The sequence below is a fragment of the Edaphocola flava genome, from assembly GCF_004118155.1.
GTDB lineage: Bacteria > Bacteroidota > Bacteroidia > Chitinophagales > Chitinophagaceae > Edaphocola > Edaphocola flava.
Map to the genome: position 1 here is coordinate 142,919 of NZ_SAIQ01000002.1, position 15,728 is coordinate 158,646.

The 15,728-nt window shown below is 43.3% G+C and carries 10 protein-coding genes; 6 read left to right on the forward strand and 4 right to left on the reverse strand.

The annotated features are described in order from the left end of the window. Positions 1 to 7 precede the first annotated feature (7 nt). From nuoK to EMP01_RS06950, 5 genes are all read left to right on the forward strand, one after another. The gene (nuoK, locus tag EMP01_RS06930) at positions 8 to 307 is read left to right on the forward strand and encodes an NADH-quinone oxidoreductase subunit NuoK (protein ID WP_129020781.1); all 300 of its coding nucleotides are present in this window, start codon (positions 8 to 10) and stop codon (positions 305 to 307) included. A gap of 35 nt (positions 308 to 342) precedes the next feature. Next, a complete protein-coding gene (gene nuoL / locus EMP01_RS06935; RefSeq protein WP_129020782.1) occupies positions 343 to 2,259 on the forward strand; it encodes an NADH-quinone oxidoreductase subunit L in 1,917 nt (638 codons plus the stop codon). A 59-nt stretch (positions 2,260 to 2,318) separates the two neighbouring features. Next, positions 2,319 to 3,731 (forward strand): complex I subunit 4 family protein, encoded by a 1,413-nt coding sequence (locus EMP01_RS06940; RefSeq protein ID WP_129020783.1) that lies wholly within the window; start codon positions 2,319 to 2,321, stop codon positions 3,729 to 3,731. Positions 3,732 to 3,806: 75 nt separating this feature from the next. After that, positions 3,807 to 5,204 carry an NADH-quinone oxidoreductase subunit N gene (locus tag EMP01_RS06945; protein WP_129020784.1) on the forward strand — a complete coding sequence of 466 codons (1,398 nt, stop codon included), beginning with the start codon at positions 3,807 to 3,809 and terminating at the stop codon, positions 5,202 to 5,204. Between the two features lie 441 nt (positions 5,205 to 5,645). Next, entirely contained in the window at positions 5,646 to 8,723 is a 3,078-nt protein-coding gene (locus EMP01_RS06950; RefSeq protein WP_161971243.1) for a ligand-binding sensor domain-containing protein, read from the forward strand. Positions 8,724 to 8,765: 42 nt separating this feature from the next. Here EMP01_RS06950 and EMP01_RS06955 read toward each other — a convergent pair whose 3' ends face one another. Then, the gene (locus EMP01_RS06955; protein ID WP_129020786.1) at positions 8,766 to 9,404 is read right to left on the reverse strand and encodes a response regulator transcription factor; all 639 of its coding nucleotides are present in this window, start codon (positions 9,402 to 9,404) and stop codon (positions 8,766 to 8,768) included. Between the two features lie 632 nt (positions 9,405 to 10,036). Here EMP01_RS06955 and EMP01_RS06960 point away from each other — a divergent pair. Then, the gene (locus EMP01_RS06960) at positions 10,037 to 12,892 is read left to right on the forward strand and encodes a T9SS type A sorting domain-containing protein (protein WP_161971244.1); all 2,856 of its coding nucleotides are present in this window, start codon (positions 10,037 to 10,039) and stop codon (positions 12,890 to 12,892) included. Positions 12,893 to 12,967: 75 nt separating this feature from the next. On the opposite strand, the gene EMP01_RS06965 is transcribed toward EMP01_RS06960, so the two are convergent. The 3 genes from EMP01_RS06965 to EMP01_RS06975 all read right to left on the reverse strand — a co-directional run bounded on the left by EMP01_RS06965 (position 12,968) and on the right by EMP01_RS06975 (position 15,715). Beyond that, positions 12,968 to 13,663 (reverse strand): DUF481 domain-containing protein, encoded by a 696-nt coding sequence (locus EMP01_RS06965; RefSeq protein ID WP_161971245.1) that lies wholly within the window; start codon positions 13,661 to 13,663, stop codon positions 12,968 to 12,970. 82 nt (positions 13,664 to 13,745) lie between these two features. Continuing rightward, a complete protein-coding gene (locus tag EMP01_RS06970) occupies positions 13,746 to 14,663 on the reverse strand; it encodes an archaemetzincin (RefSeq protein WP_129020789.1) in 918 nt (305 codons plus the stop codon). 101 nt (positions 14,664 to 14,764) lie between these two features. Then, positions 14,765 to 15,715 (reverse strand): dialkylrecorsinol condensing enzyme DarA, encoded by a 951-nt coding sequence (locus tag EMP01_RS06975; protein ID WP_129020790.1) that lies wholly within the window; start codon positions 15,713 to 15,715, stop codon positions 14,765 to 14,767. Between the last annotated feature and the right edge of the window lie 13 nt (positions 15,716 to 15,728).

Here is a 15,728-nt window from a genome sequence, read left to right on the forward strand (position 1 = left end):
ATTTAAAGTGCCGATACAATCTTATTTATTTTTAAGTTTCAGCCTGTTCGCCATCGGTGTAATGGGCGTGCTGATGCGTAGAAATGCGATTGTCATTTTCATGTGTATCGAACTGATGCTGAATGCTGTGAACCTGTTATTGGTGGCATTCTCTAAAGTGCACGGAGATCCCGGTGCACAGGTATTCGTATTCTTTATCATGGTAGTGGCAGCAGCCGAAGTCGCGGTAGGACTGGCTATTATTGTAATGATGTTCCGTAAAGTGAACTCTGTCGATATTAATATCCTCAACCGCCTGAAAAACTAATCAGCATTCTAGCACAAGGCTTAAGCAAATAATTTATGACACAACTTGTATATTTAGTTCCATTATTTCCTTTGATCGGGTTCCTGTTAAACGGATTATTCTGGAAATCTATGCCTAAAAAGCTGGCCGGCATCATCGGCAGCACAGCCATCCTGGCTTCTTTTGCCGTGTCTTTAGGCATCTTTTTTGAAGTGAAAAACGGCGCTGCCGCAGGGCAGGGTATCGTTCACCTCTTTGATTTTATCACTGTTGGTAATTTCAAAATTCCTTTTGCCTTTATGGTAGATCAGCTCTCCGCAATGTTCTTGCTGATCATTACCGGTATCGGTTTCCTGATTCACCTGTACTCTACTTCGTACATGCACGATGATGAAGGCTTTACCAAATACTTCGCTTACCTGAACCTGTTCGTGTTCTTCATGTTACTGCTGGTATTAGGCGCTAACTATGTAGTCATGTTCATCGGATGGGAGGGTGTAGGTCTGGCCTCATACCTGCTGATCGGGTTCTGGTATAAGAATAAAGAATACACCAATGCCTCTAAGAAAGCGTTTGTCATGAACCGTATCGGGGACCTTGGTTTCCTGATAGGGATGATGCTGACGGTATATCATTTCGGAACACTTTCGTACAACGACTTCTTTGCACAATTGCAGGGAGGTATCGGAGCGCAGACACAGAATGGTTACATGATCGGCAGCGGTATGACCAATGCGATTGCGATCTGTTTCTTCATCGGTGCCATGGGTAAAAGTGCGCAGATTCCTTTATACACCTGGTTACCGGATGCGATGGCAGGTCCGACACCGGTTTCGGCCCTTATCCACGCAGCAACGATGGTTACTGCAGGTATCTATATGATCGCGCGCAGCAATGCCCTGTTCAACCTGGCCCCAATGGCGCAGAACATGATTGCGATCATTGGCCTGGCTACCGTATTGCTGGCAGCATCTATTGCACTGAAACAAAATGATATTAAAAAAGTACTGGCTTATTCAACAGTGAGTCAGTTAGGATATATGTTCCTGGCACTGGGTGTCGGTGCTTATGTGGGCAGCTTGTTCCATGTTATGACCCACGCCTTCTTCAAAGCCCTGTTATTCCTGGGTAGCGGTTCGGTTATTCACGCCATGAGCGGCGAGCAGGATATGCGCAAGATGGGTGGACTGGGTAAGTACATGCCGATCACTAAATTTACCTTCCTGATCGGTTGTCTGGCGATCTCCGGTTTCCCGTTCTTCTCCGGTTTCTTTTCTAAAGATGAGATCCTGGCTGCGGCTTATGCCAAGAACCCAATGTTCTACTATTTAGGTTTACTGGGTGCTATGATGACCACGTTCTATATGTTCCGTGCATACTTCTACACCTTCACGGGTAATTTCAGAGGCACAGAAGAGCAGAAGCATCACGTGCATGAAAGCCCGGCAACAATGACAATTCCTTTGATTATATTAGCCATATTATCTTTAGTTGGTGGTCTGGTAGGTTTACCGGAAGTGTTCTCACACCATCACCTGCTGAATGAATATTTAAGTCCTGTTGTACAGAACTTCGATATCCATCACCTCGATCATACTATGGAGCTGACCCTGATGGGTATTGCATCTGCAATTGTACTGATCATGATGTATGTAGCCAGAGTGATCACCCGTAAAGAACAGTTTGGCGAAGCCAAAGGCCTTGCTAAAGTTCTGGAGAACAAATGGTATGTAGATGAAATCTATGACTTCCTGATTGTACGTCCGCTGGCATGGAAAGCCCGAATCCTGAACAATATTGTAGAACAGAAGGGTATTGACGGTGGGGTAAACGGTCTGGGACAATTGGTACAGTGGGGTAGTACCCGCCTTAAAAACCTGCAGAGCGGACAGGTAGGTTCTTACCTGTTTGCAATGGTTATCGGTATCATTATCATATTTGCAATTGGTATCTTCGGATTGCTGTATATGTAAACAACAATAAAATAGTTATTGAATATAGCCTCGGCTATCAGAAATTATAAATCAAACAGATGTCACTTATTTTACTTTTAGTTATTCCTTTGATTACCGGACTGGCAAGTTTTGCCTTCCGTAAGGCACAAGCCGTAAAGGCATGGGCATTATTCGGAAGCCTGCTTACGCTGGTTGTTGCAGCCTTAAGTCTTTGCGGGATAAAAGAACAGACACATACGATCAGCTATACCTGGTTGCCTACACTGGGGGCTTCTTTTGCCCTGCAGGGATCGGTAACCGCATTACTGATGACTTTACTGACCGCAATCGTTTTTCCGCTGACCTTACTGGCACAATGGAATAAGGATATCGAACAGCCGCATCGCTTCTATGGTCTGATGTTGCTGGCACAGGCCGGTCTGATGGGCGTATTCCTGGCACATGATTTATTACTGTTCTACTTCTTCTGGGAGCTGGCGCTGATACCGGTATATTTCCTTGCCGGACAATGGGGTGATAAAGACCGCATCAAAAGTTCCTTCAAATTCTTTGTATACACTTTCCTGGGTAGCTTGCTGATGCTGGGTGGACTGATCTACCTTTATCTGCAAACACCAAACGGAAACTTTGACTATGACACAATCTTAGCGACAGGTGCCGCATTGCCAATGGCTGTGCAGAATACTTTATTCGTTTTATTCTTCATTGCCTTCGGTATCAAAATGCCGATCTTCCCTCTGCACTCCTGGCAGGCCGGAGCTTATGAGCAGACGCTGACTCCGGTAACGATTGTACTGAGTGCCCTGATGGTGAAGATGGGTTTATTCGGGGTCATCAAATGGTTGTATCCTGTATTCCCTAGTGGTACAGAGCAGTTCGGTAACATCATTATGATCCTGGCACTGATCGGTATTATATACGGTTCTATGCTGGCGATTGTTCAGAAAGATATTAAACGCCTGATCGCATACTCTTCTCTGGCCCACGTTGGCCTGATGATCATGGGTATTTTTGCCGACACGCATAATGCTTCTGTTGGGGTAGTAGCCCAAATGTTTAACCACGGTATTACCATCACCGGATTATGGCTGGTAGTAGACATGATCGAGCGCAGATATGGCACCAGAAATATGAATGAACTGGGAGGTCTGGCCGGTGCTGCACCGCAGATGACCATTGCCCTGGTTGTTATTACCTTCTCCAGTATCGCACTCCCATTAACCAATGGATTTGTCGGAGAGTTCCTTTTGTTCCTGGGTATTTTTGAGAGCACTAATCCTAACCATATTATTTACATGGCGATAGCCGGTCTGGGTATTATTCTCGGCGCCATCTACATGCTGAACATGGTACAGAAAGTAGCTTATGGCAATAAAAAAGAAATGGCGATTGCAGATATGAGCATGAATGAACGCCTCAGCATCTACCTGATCCTTGCCGTTATTATCATATTGGGCGTATATCCGAACCTGTTATTACAATTGCTGTAATACCGTTTGAAACCGAACAGAAGTACTAACATAAACAAATTGCTTATTGCCCTGCAATAAATTTTATACAGAAGAATGAAACCATTAATAGCTACCGCAGTCTTTGCCATCCTGATGATGTTTGCCGCATTGACTGTAAAAGAAAAGAAGAGTTTTACACACTTTGCCGCCATCCTGATGCTGGGCCTTGTAGGGCTTAACGTTTGGGAACTGGCAGACTATAATCGTCTGCTGGCCAGCGCACAGGCATCTCCCGATTTGTTCGGTAAGATGCTGCGTGTAGACAATTATGCCTTATGGTTTAATGTACTGATGAGCTCCTGCTCTTTCTTTTACATCCTGCTGGTAGGCCGCAGTATTGAAAAAGTGGGTGTGCACGTTGGTGAATATTACGCCCTGCACTTCTTCATCCTTTGCGGCGTATTCCTTCTGTCTACCTATAACAACTTATTGATCCTGTTCCTGGGTATTGAGATTCTTTCTATTCCTCAGTACATCCTTTCCGGATCTGATAAACGTAACCTGAAGAGCAGTGAGGCATCCCTGAAATATTTCCTGATGGGTGCTTTCTCTACCGGCATTCTGCTGATGGGTATTGTGTTACTGTATGGTGCAATGGGTACCTTTGATATACACGGATTTAATTTCTATGCTACCGGTACTTTGAATATAATGGGTGTAGTGGGTGTATTATTTATGCTGGTTGCTTTAGGATTTAAAGTGAGTGCGGCACCAATGCACTTCTGGACACCGGATGTATATGATGGTTCGCCGACACCATTCACTGCGTTTATGGCGACTATTGTAAAGGTCTCTGTATTCTTTGCATTCATGAGATTGTTTATGGAAGGCTTTGCCAACCTTGATCCTTACTGGAAAGTAACAGTACTGGGAACCATTACTGTGCTGACCTTGCTGATTGGTAATATTACCGCCGTATATCAGCAGAGCGTAAAACGTATGCTGGCATACTCTTCCATTGCTCAGGCAGGCTTTATGATGTTTGTGGTGATCGGTAGTAATGCAATGGCGATGAAAGGTATGATCATCTATGCGGTTGCCTATACACTGGCTACGGTAGGTATCTTCGGAGTATTACTGAAACTGAAAGATTATACATACGATGGCTTTAACGGGCTGGCTAAGAAGCATCCTTTCCTTGCACTGATTGCTTCTATCTGTCTGATGTCTCTTGCCGGTATTCCGCTGACAGCAGGCTTCTTCGCAAAATGGTTTGTGATTGCAGCAGCACTGGAGCAGCCGGGTACATTCTGGCTGGTGATCTTTGCCCTGGTAATGGCCGCCGTGAGCTTATATTACTATTTCAAAGTGATTATGGCAATGTACTTCAAAACAGGGGAGCCTGAATTGATTACACCGGTAACCACAATGGACAAGGTAGTGATGGCGATCATTGGTAGTGCGGTTATCGTTTTTGGTATAGCACCGGATATGCTGTTGGCATGGATTTAATAAAAATATAGCGTATAATAATAAACGGCAGCGGCATACCGCTGCCGTTCTTGTTTTCAGGCTTTACGCCCGGTTGTATAGGTATAGATCTGACTAGAAATTAAAATTAAGTTTGAGGTTGTAAGATGAAGTGTACAAGCCATCGCTGGTAAAATACGTAACGAAACAGAAGCCAGTATGAATACATGATCTGTGTTCTGCTCATCTCTGATACCTGTGATCTGCTTCAATGGCGATTGCCAAAATCATAATCCAAGCTACTGACAATGAGCAGCTTGGCATCGCGACCCAAAAGATCAGAAAGAAGTGTAGGATAATTATAGCTGCCTGAGTATATTTGTTGTTCTTTTTATTAATAAAACCTGCAATGTCTTTCGGGACCGCCATCAGTAAACCGGGCATGTTGTATTAAATATGTAGCCTGTAAATGGCTGAATGAGTATGAGGAGTAATTATCGGAGTATCTTTTTGCTATGCCTGTCCATGCTGACCGGCATAGGTAATATATTATGGGCCGGAAAGCATATTGATGATTTTCATATCCGGCATTTTACTACAGAAAACGGGTTGCCACAAAGCAGTGTAAAGGGAATTGCAGTAGGCAGAATTGGTTTTGTATGGCTGGCTACAGAAGCAGGCCTGGTCCGCTACGACGGGCAGCGCTTTATGGTCTTTAATAAGACCAATTCCAATATGGTGAATACGCGTATCATTACCTTTCAGCGTGCCACCACTGATAATTCGTTACAGGCTTTGATGGAAGAATCTACCTTCCTGCAGATCGTAAATGGCAGACCGACTACATTATGTTTTGATGAGCAAAAATTGTTTCCTGCTCTGAAAGGAACCCCAAAAGATTACCGCCTGTTACCATATATGTGGATACAGTCCAATGCTTCTGATGCATTTGGTTTCGGAAAAATCAAGCTGAGCCTGGACAGAGATAACGCACTATGTGTCGATTATCCGCAGCGCAAAATTCTCTGGTATAAGCAGAATAAACTTGCCCGGGAGTATGCTGTGCCTGTGTTACAGCAAGCCAGCCCTTTATTTTTTATTAATCAGAATGTATATATACCCATTATACGGCACCGGCAACTGCAAGCCATTCGGTTCAATGCAAACCACATGGATACCGTTAAGCTGAAGGGAGATATTTTAAAAGATCCCGATCACCTGAACAATATGGCACTGATCAATGAAGCCATGCAGCAGGTATTTCTGCGCACAGAAAAAGGACTATACCTGGTCAGCGCTTTACCGGATGGTACCCTGCAAACGACATTATTGCTGCAGGGGTTTGACTTTAAAGATAGTCAGATTACCGCGGTGTATTATGATGCACGTTATAATCGCATCTTCCTTGGCAGTGCATACGATGGGCTGTTCATATTATCGCCAAAGATGTTTAAAACCCTCACCAATGAACAGACGGCTTCTTCCATATCAGGCAATGTATACTACCATCATATCCCCCTCAATGACCATACAATTATTACAGGCAAGGGCATCGCTTTCAGTATAGAGCCGGAAGCAACCTTCAGGCTGCCATTACTTGAGAATATTAAGGATCGTACCAATTTCGGCAGCATGCTGTTCCGCGATCATGAAGACAGGGTTTGGTATGCTGGTGCCCGCGTCATCGGTTATGCAGATCCGGATATACAAAAGGTACAGAAGGAATGGTTCATAGAGGGCAGGCCTACAGCAATATTACCCATAAGCCCAGATCTGTACTGGATCGGAATGAGCAATGGTAAAATATATACCATCAACCCCAGGTTATCGACCCCTCCCGCGCTGCTGAGCGATGCCGGAGCGCATATCTATTGTATGCTGCAACAGGGTGATAATATCTGGATCGGTACCCGTAAAGACCTATTGTGCTACAACACGAAGACGAATACGCTTGAAGCAGTACCCAAACTAAAAGGAAAGGTAGTGCGTAACCTCTATGCAGAGCCCAACGGTGATATCTGGATCTGTACTTATGAGGGAGGTCTTTTCCTGTATCGTAACGGAGATTATGTCTCTTTTCCAAAAGACCGGCAGAAAGGGATGAATGCTATACATGCCATCGTTTCCGATAAGAATGGATTCTTCTGGTTAAGCACTAATGCCGGCTTATACCAGATACGCAAGCAAGACCTCATCGACTATGCAGACAAGAAAATGCGTACAATCTTCTTTCTGAAATATGATAAAACCAATGGCTTTAATACCAATGAGTTTAATGGTGGCGGCCATATGGTATCCTCACAACTGGAAAATGGTTATGCAACCTTTGCTTCAATGAATGGAATTGTGTTTTTTAAACCCGATTCTATACTGGCAGAGCAACCCGATGCTGATATCATATTCGACTATATAATGCTCGATAATGAAGTGCTGAATATTGCAGATACAGTCAACATCAGCAGGGACTTCTTTAATATGTCCGTAAACCTGGCTTCCCCTTATATGGGCAATCCTATAAACCTTCATATAGAATATCGTCTGGACAATGCCTCCTGGCTTCCGGTAGATAATATGCAAATCAGCTTCAACCAGCTCGCCGCCGGCAACCATACACTGGAGCTGCGCAAGCGCTCCGGTTTTGACCATAAGTATAATTACAGTAAGCGACTGGTGCTATACGTACCCCCAGCATATTATGAAACGCTGGCATTCAGGGTTGGTGTCATACTGGGTGTGTGTTTCCTGGTGGGGCTGGTCTTTTACCTGAGGATATTGTACCATACAAAGCGAAATAAAGAATTGGAGCAGGCGGTGACAGAACGCACGGCAGACCTGGAAAAATCTATAGGGGCATTACAGCAATCGGAGCTGAATATGACACAGCAATTACTGTTTCAGCAGCAGCTGTCCAATAATATTGCACATGATATCCGTACACCATTAAAGTACCTGATGATTGCTTCCCGGTATTTGTCTGATAAAGTACACCGGTCTGAAATGCCGGATAAGGAAGATGCATCAGGCTTATTCTTGTCTGCCGAGCGTATTTTTAATTATACCGACAGCCTTACACAGTACCTGAAAGCAAAATCCATGATTGGTCATGCTCCGCAACCGGTACATGTACACTCTCTGATAGAGCAGAAGAAGGAAACATTTGAGCTGGCCGCAAAAGAAAGGCGTATACAGATTCTGAATAAGGTATGTCCGAATTATGATCTGCATACCTATCCCGAGCTGTTCGATATTCTGCTGCATAACCTGATGGATAATGCAGTAAAGAATACTGTAAAGGGCTATATTGAGATAAAGAATGAGATGGCTGAGGAATATCCTATACTGGTAATAGAAGACAGTGGTGTAGGGATGTCTGCAGAGCAGATCCAGCACTACAACAGCTTTCTGCATTCTGATCACAGCGCTGCTGTGACCAGCTACGTAGGCTTCGGATTTTTATTTATGAAAGACGCACAGACCCTGCTGGATCTGAAAATAGAACTGGAGCCCGCTCATTACGGAGGGTTAAGGGTATTGCTACATCTGTATAACTGTACATCATAAAACAATAAGGGCCGGTGATCACCTGCCCTTATTGTTTGAATATTATATATCGGGGTTCTGATAAGTCCTGATCAGGTTAAGCAGATCGGCAATGTTGGAAATATTCAGCTTCTCAAACACCCGGTTTTTATAAGTACTTACAGTACTCGAGTGCAGATTCAGCGTATTGGAGATCTCCAGCATACCCAGTCCCTGAGACAATAGCAATGCTACTTCCATTTCCCTGTTGGATAATTGTTTGAGCGGATTATGCTCTACCCCTTTTTTATGAAGGCTTTTATCCAGGAAATAGTTCATCATATTCTGGCTCACAAATCGGCCTTTATCCAGCACATCTCTCAATGCCTTATGGATCACGTGCAGCTCAGCATCTTTATGCAGGTAACCATCTGCACCATCCTGTAACAGGCGTGGGGCATACAGTTCCTCAGCATAGGCAGAAAATACGAGTAGCTTGGCCGTACTGCTTTCTGCTTTTATTCTCTTTACCAGGTTCACATTATCACAGCCTGGCATATTGATATCAGAAATAATAAGATCTGGCTGGAAAGATTTAATAGTAGTCAGCATACTGCTGAAATCTACAGCCGTCAGGATTTCTGCATTTGGATACACGTTTCTCACTATCTGTCCTACTCCAAACCGTACAACAGAATGATCATCAGCAATAAGAATTTTCATTGGGTATTATTATAATTCTAGGATCGTAGAATACGAAGATATTGTTTTCTGGATATTACCGAAATGTAGAGTTAATAAAAAAAGCATAATTGAATCCTAGTGAATTGTTAATGTATTCGATTTAAATAGACATAAGCTTGTACTGTATAAAAAATGATAGTTACTGTAGTAAAAATACTACAGTTTTTGACAAGGCTTACTACAAATTTAAAGGAAAGAGGGTCATATCTTTGCACCCGCTAAAGCACAAAAAAGGTATATATAAGTCTGTTTAAATATGAGCTGTTTTGATAGCTATTATATGCCACTCAACCCTTAACCGAAACAACACTTAAGCATCACATTTTTAAATGTAATAATGCAGGTAATTCGGAAGTTTTCTATGATTGAAAACCATCGCATGAATTTATGTTATATGATTATGCTAAAGACTGAAGAGCTGTTCAGTACTTTACAATAAACATGTATAGCAAGTACCCATTATTATTTTTTCTCCTTGTGACAGGAGTATGTAGTTCTTGCCATAAACCGTACGGTATTTCAGTCATATATTAAATAACGCATTTAAATATGAGCTGTATATGAAGAGTACACTTATCTCAAAGGGATTCCTATGCCTATGCGCATCGTTAATGGGTCCCATCCTTGTTGCACAAACTCCCCTCACTGATGCAACCACCACTAGCACCGCTATCACACTCAGTTCCGGAACAAATGGAGCTAATGTTGTTGATAATGCAGTAAACACTTACATTAGCCTGAGCAGCAGCGGCACCTGTCGTATAGACCTGGGTAGTGCAAAAACGATCAAAGGTTATGCTTTGTCGAACACTACGGAAACCGGTTTTAACCCCTCAAGCTGGCGTATTGAAGCCTCAAACAGTGCTAACAGCGGTTATGTAACCTTAGACACCCGCTCCGGAAACAGCTGGGAACAGCAAGGATCCCGTAAATTTTTTAACCTGACAAATACTACAGCTTATCGCTATTATCGTATTGTCAATACTACATCATCCCAGAAAATGTACCTGGCTGAAGCAGAATTGTTTGAAGACTTTTCTATCAGCGGTAGTGTATTCCTGGACAATAACCTGAATAATAAAAAAGAAGTTACAGAACTGCCCGTAGTCGGTACCAAAGTATGGCTGAAATCGCTGTCCACCGCAGCCCCGGTTGCCACGCGCACTACAGGACTTACCGGTGCTTACCAGTTCAGCGGATCTGAGCTTGACGGCCTGGAAATCTTTACGGTAACAGCGAAGCCTTCTTTAAACCTGCAACCAAGAACAGAGCCGATGCCTCAGTCGGGCCTGAGCTTTCCTGCACTTGCTGCAGACGGTAGCTATCTTTTTTCTAATGTACTGGCAAATCAATATAGCATTGGTGGCGTGATCAATTTCGGATTTTTACCTCCGACTACCACCGCAGCAGCAGCACAGCTGTTGGAATATCCTAACCTGATTACCAATGCCGATAACGGAACATTTGGTGTGAGTGACACCAGTGATAATGCTTTCCTTAAAAATCATCCAAACACAAAATATTTCTCCTTAACCAATAGTCATCCGGAATTATATTCCAATGTAACAGGTTACACTACAGGTACAAATTATACCTATCAGAGTGGAAACTATGGTGGCAGCGGTTTTCTGTGGGATGAAGGTAAATATCTGGTAACCGATTTTCTGGGTACTGTATTCCTGGAAACAGCAGGACCAAATCTGGGCCTGAAAGGTATCCTGAATAATATGAGTTATGGTTGGCGCGTATCTACAGGTGCGACTACCGGAGCCTGGAACGACCGCTTCCTGGCAGTTAATGGTAGCGGCCAGCAGGATAGCAGCATGAATGCTGTAATATTTGCTGATACCGTTTCCCTGGCAGCAGGCAATACCTACTCCATGGGCTTCTTCGGGAAGTCTGCCAATAAATGGCAGCAGGGTGCAAGCGTTGCGAAACCTTCAGTAGTGAAGTACTTTGTAAAAAGATTATCTACCGGAGATACTGCAGCCTTGGGATCTATTACCGTAGAGCCGACTACGAGCGATGCTACAGACAGCATAAACTTTGGCTGGAACAAAGCATTTACGGATTTTATTGCACAGTATAATGGAGATTATGGGGTTTACTTTCTGGTAACTTCTTCTGATATTGCCGGTAATGATGCCTATTTTGATAACTTCTTCCTGAAGAAATCTTCTTATAAAATCAGCGGTAAGATTTTTAATGATGCCAATGGCTTGACCAATAACCTGGTAGATGGTACACTGATCAGTTCCTTAACCAATAGTCCGTTATATGCTTACCTGCTGGACCCATCAGACAATCATATCCTGGCACAGAGCCCTGTACAGGCAGATGGCAGCTATGTATTGTTTGCTCCGGAATACGGATCTTATAATGTTGCCGTAAGCACAAAAAAACAATTGAATGGTTCTGTATTCTCTGGGGCTACTGCTGACAACTGGTCTTTCACCGGAAGCAATACTGGAATAGGAAATTTATTAGGACAATTACTGAATACCCTTGCCAGTAAAGTAGGTGTTACGCCATTAAGCATCCTGACAGATATTACTGAAGTAAACTTCGGTTTTCAGAGATTACCGATGAGCTATAACCGTACTAAGAATATCAGCGGTGCACCAGTTAAGGGAACAAATTATAGTCTCTCTGATCTGCCATTACAGGGATCTGATATGGAAGATAATAATGGTGTGCAGGCCAACTGGAATAACCGTGCTGCGGTGATCAATACCTTACCTACAAACGGATTTATATTGAAGTATAATGGTAATGTAGTACAAGTTGGAGATACTGTATATAACTACAACCCGGCACTGCTGTCAGTAACACCAGGTAATAATACTCCTGCTGGTACCTTGCAGACAGTCTTTACATATTCTGCTGTAGATGCAGCGAAACAGTCAAGTACTGCACCGGCTACTTATACCGTAAACTTTACACAGCCATTACCGGTAGAGTTGATCTCATTTACTGCTACTGTAAATAATGAATGTGCAGTGACCCTGGAATGGGCATCTGCAGAGGAGAAAAACTTCAGACACTTTGTGGTAGAACGCAGTGAAAACGGACGTGACTTTACTGCCATTGCTACTGTAACCGCAACAGGATCTTACAGCGAGTATACATATAAAGATGCTACAGCTGCTTCCGGAAAATCATACTACAGATTAAAACTGGTTGATCATGATAACAGTATTGCTTACAGTGGTGTAAGAACTGCGGTATTGAGCTGTAACAACACACTGCAGGTATTCCCGACGCAAACAAATGATCTGGTACAGGTACAGGGCACACAAGCCGGATCTGTAATCCGTGTTATGGATATGAGCGGCCGTGTACTGATGCAGGAAACTGCCAAAGGTGCTACTGCTCAGATCAGTTTAGCCAGCCTGCCAGCGGCACAGTACCTGGTTGGTATTATCCGCGACGGACATGCCGAATGGGTAAAAGTAATCAAGCAATAAGAGACTCCTCTCAGGGGGTGATTTGTATAAATAGAGAGTGCGAGAGGTGCCGGTTTTCCGGCACCTATTTCGTTTTTAGAAATAATACTCAGCCGTTAATCCATAGGTGAAAATGAAATTTTCCCTTTTCGTGCGACTGATCTTATTATAGTTTGCTGTAGTAGTAAAATTGAGCCATCGCCATAGCTTTACATTCAGGCTGGCATTGGCATTGAGGATATAATCATTCCGGTACTCAAGTGAAGGCTGGTAGAATCCGACTCCTCTTATTTTGAATATTTCTTTATAATTATAATTGAATTGTATCCTGAGCGAATTACGTAAAGTGGCATAATTCAGTATACTGGAATCGGTCTGGATAATGCTGCTGGTTTCATAAATAATGCCATTACTGATGCTGACCCGGAAATGAGGTTTGTCCCACACACGATAGGCAATACCCAATCCGCCCTGGAGCTGATTCCTTATTTTTAAGGAATAGCTGGAGGTATGTGTCAGCAGGCCCCAGTAATAAAAATGAGGAAGCGTTTTATACAGGTTGAAGTCCACTGCGGTGTTCCAGTCATTGTTACTCAACTTAGCAGGTGTCTTACCATAGATCCAGCTACTATTGGCGTTCATCACAAAGCTGTTGAATTTCATGCCGCCCCTGATACTGTTATTAAACAGCATCGTAAGTCCGTCATTAGTCTTGTTAAAAGTGCCGCTGGCCTGTGCCCCGGTCATGTAATGCGTACTGTCATTGTATTGTGCATACGCCTGTGTTACCATACCTGAGAGGAGAAGACTACAGCATTGTAAAACCTTTATACCATTCATTATCATCAATATAGTTCAGTGCTGCAAAGATAACTCATTGATTGGCTTTGGGTTTTAATAAGGTTAATGCCTTGCCGTAATAGCTGATACAGTCAGCATTTCGGGTATATCTATGATGGAATAAGTATAATGCTTTTATATGGCTGGCCACATTGATATTACGATTCCAACATACTTTAGCCATACATTCCCAACAAAGCCATTGTGGTTGTGCATCACTCTCCTGTAAGGAATTGCTTCCGTTCATACAACAGGCATATTGTACACAATGAGTAATGCCGAGCATATGTCCTGTTTCATGAGCAGCAACCTGCATCGTACGCAGTAGTGATAGCGTATAGGCTGCTTTACTTTCCCGGTAGTTGCCAAAACATGCCATACTCCATACCCCAACTCCTTGATTCAGACTTGCTTGCCCGAAAACATAATTCCACCGATCATCGGGATACAGATCATACAGCGAAAATGCAATAACGGCATAGGCATCATCTGGTTTATGCACACTTAAAATACTGTCTAATATGTAATGAGTCTGTAGTTGTTTCCCATATTCATTTTGGCGGCTTGCTCCCGCTGGGATCTCTTGTACGGATATCGTTTTTAAAGTGTCAACTTCAATCTGGAAAAAACTTTGAAGGTATGCACGCACTATATGATAAATTTCGTTTCCGGTACGGTCAAAACTACCCAGTTTTACGGTGTATAGTTTTTGTCGCTTGCCATTTGCTCTGGGAGGCTTATCATAAATGTACGTTTTTACAGGAACCTGTAATTCCTCCGGATGCATAGCTTTCCATTCCCATTCCTGTGCCTTTGGTTTTATTGAAGATAATGGCTTTAGTGCATAACAGGAATCAAATAAACTGGGCTTATTACTTTCTGTAGTAGTGCTACAGGAAGTGTGCAGAACGAAGAAATATACAATCAGCAACCCGGGAAGAAATTTGAACATTGCTAATAAAGAGAATGGTTATTAATTATAACGATAGATGGAGCAATGATTAGTATATGTAAATTAAAACGCCCTTATCTACTATAAGGGCGTTTTGATTTTTAGGGTGCCGGCATAACTTCTTTGCCGATCTTACCTTTGATATATTTTATACCGCGGAAGTAGTGCAGATCATCCATGATCTTCTTCTTCTGCAGAATGGTTTTTAGTTTGGCCAAGCTGCCTGATACCGGGGAAAGAATAAAGATGGAAATAAATAAAACCACCTTAAATTTTTTCAACACCTTCTGCCTTGCAGGATCTCCCGGCAGGCCCAGCTTACGAGCATTTGCAGCCCAGTTAGGAAATAATCTGGCACCATTGCCTTCCATAACAATCAGGTTAGGACGTAGTTGTATAGCCCCCTCAGCCAGTAGTTGCGGTTGCAGTGCATCATCGGCCTGCTGTTCCTGCAGCCAGTAAAGGATTGTATTGCCAAAGCGTTTGCTGGCTTTAATATCCGCCATAGACACACCTGCTTCAGGAGACTTTTCAGTCGCTTCTTTCTGGCCCTTCAGCATCCAGCGTACGATAGAAAGCGTAGACGCAATATTAGGATGTTTGTCGTCCAGTGCGATATTGCCCACCAGTCTTGCATTCAGTTCCTGTAATCTGTTTTTGACACGCTCCTGTGCATTCAGCCACATATTGCGGCAACCGATTACTGTCACCACAGGCTTATCTTTCAGCACAGCAGACCATTCGCTATGCAGAAAACTGTTGAATGGAATAGACGGAGAGAGGAACCAGGGTTGGTAACCCAGGATCACCAGGTCATAGTCTTTCTCCATGATCTGCGGCATCGGATTTACCGGGAAGGTAATGCCCAGCACCGATTCCGGCATCGCATCAAAAAAAGTATCGTATTGTGCCCAGGGAAAAGGGTAGGGATTCACAAGTGATATTGGTGCGAAGTCGATCTGCGCTTTATCTTGTATATCTGCACATAAGCCGGACAGGATGTCTTTCATCTGTCCGCTTTGAGTAAAGTACAATACCAGTATTTTCTTCATACAGTTTGTTGTG

What these genes read in the sequence shown, in the direction of transcription:
- nuoL (WP_129020782.1), top strand. Translation starts at nt 343, where the DNA reads ATGACACAACTTGTATATTTAGTTCCATTATTTCCTTTGATCGGGTTC.
- EMP01_RS06940 (WP_129020783.1), top strand. Translation starts at nt 2,319, where the DNA reads ATGTCACTTATTTTACTTTTAGTTATTCCTTTGATTACCGGACTGGCA.
- EMP01_RS06945 (WP_129020784.1), top strand. Translation starts at nt 3,807, where the DNA reads ATGAAACCATTAATAGCTACCGCAGTCTTTGCCATCCTGATGATGTTT.
- EMP01_RS06950 (WP_161971243.1), top strand. Translation starts at nt 5,646, where the DNA reads ATGAGGAGTAATTATCGGAGTATCTTTTTGCTATGCCTGTCCATGCTG.
- EMP01_RS06955 (WP_129020786.1), bottom strand. Translation starts at nt 9,404, where the DNA reads ATGAAAATTCTTATTGCTGATGATCATTCTGTTGTACGGTTTGGAGTA.
- EMP01_RS06960 (WP_161971244.1), top strand. Translation starts at nt 10,037, where the DNA reads ATGGGTCCCATCCTTGTTGCACAAACTCCCCTCACTGATGCAACCACC.
- EMP01_RS06965 (WP_161971245.1), bottom strand. Translation starts at nt 13,663, where the DNA reads ATGGTAACACAGGCGTATGCACAATACAATGACAGTACGCATTACATG.
- EMP01_RS06970 (WP_129020789.1), bottom strand. Translation starts at nt 14,663, where the DNA reads ATGTTCAAATTTCTTCCCGGGTTGCTGATTGTATATTTCTTCGTTCTG.
- EMP01_RS06975 (WP_129020790.1), bottom strand. Translation starts at nt 15,715, where the DNA reads ATGAAGAAAATACTGGTATTGTACTTTACTCAAAGCGGACAGATGAAA.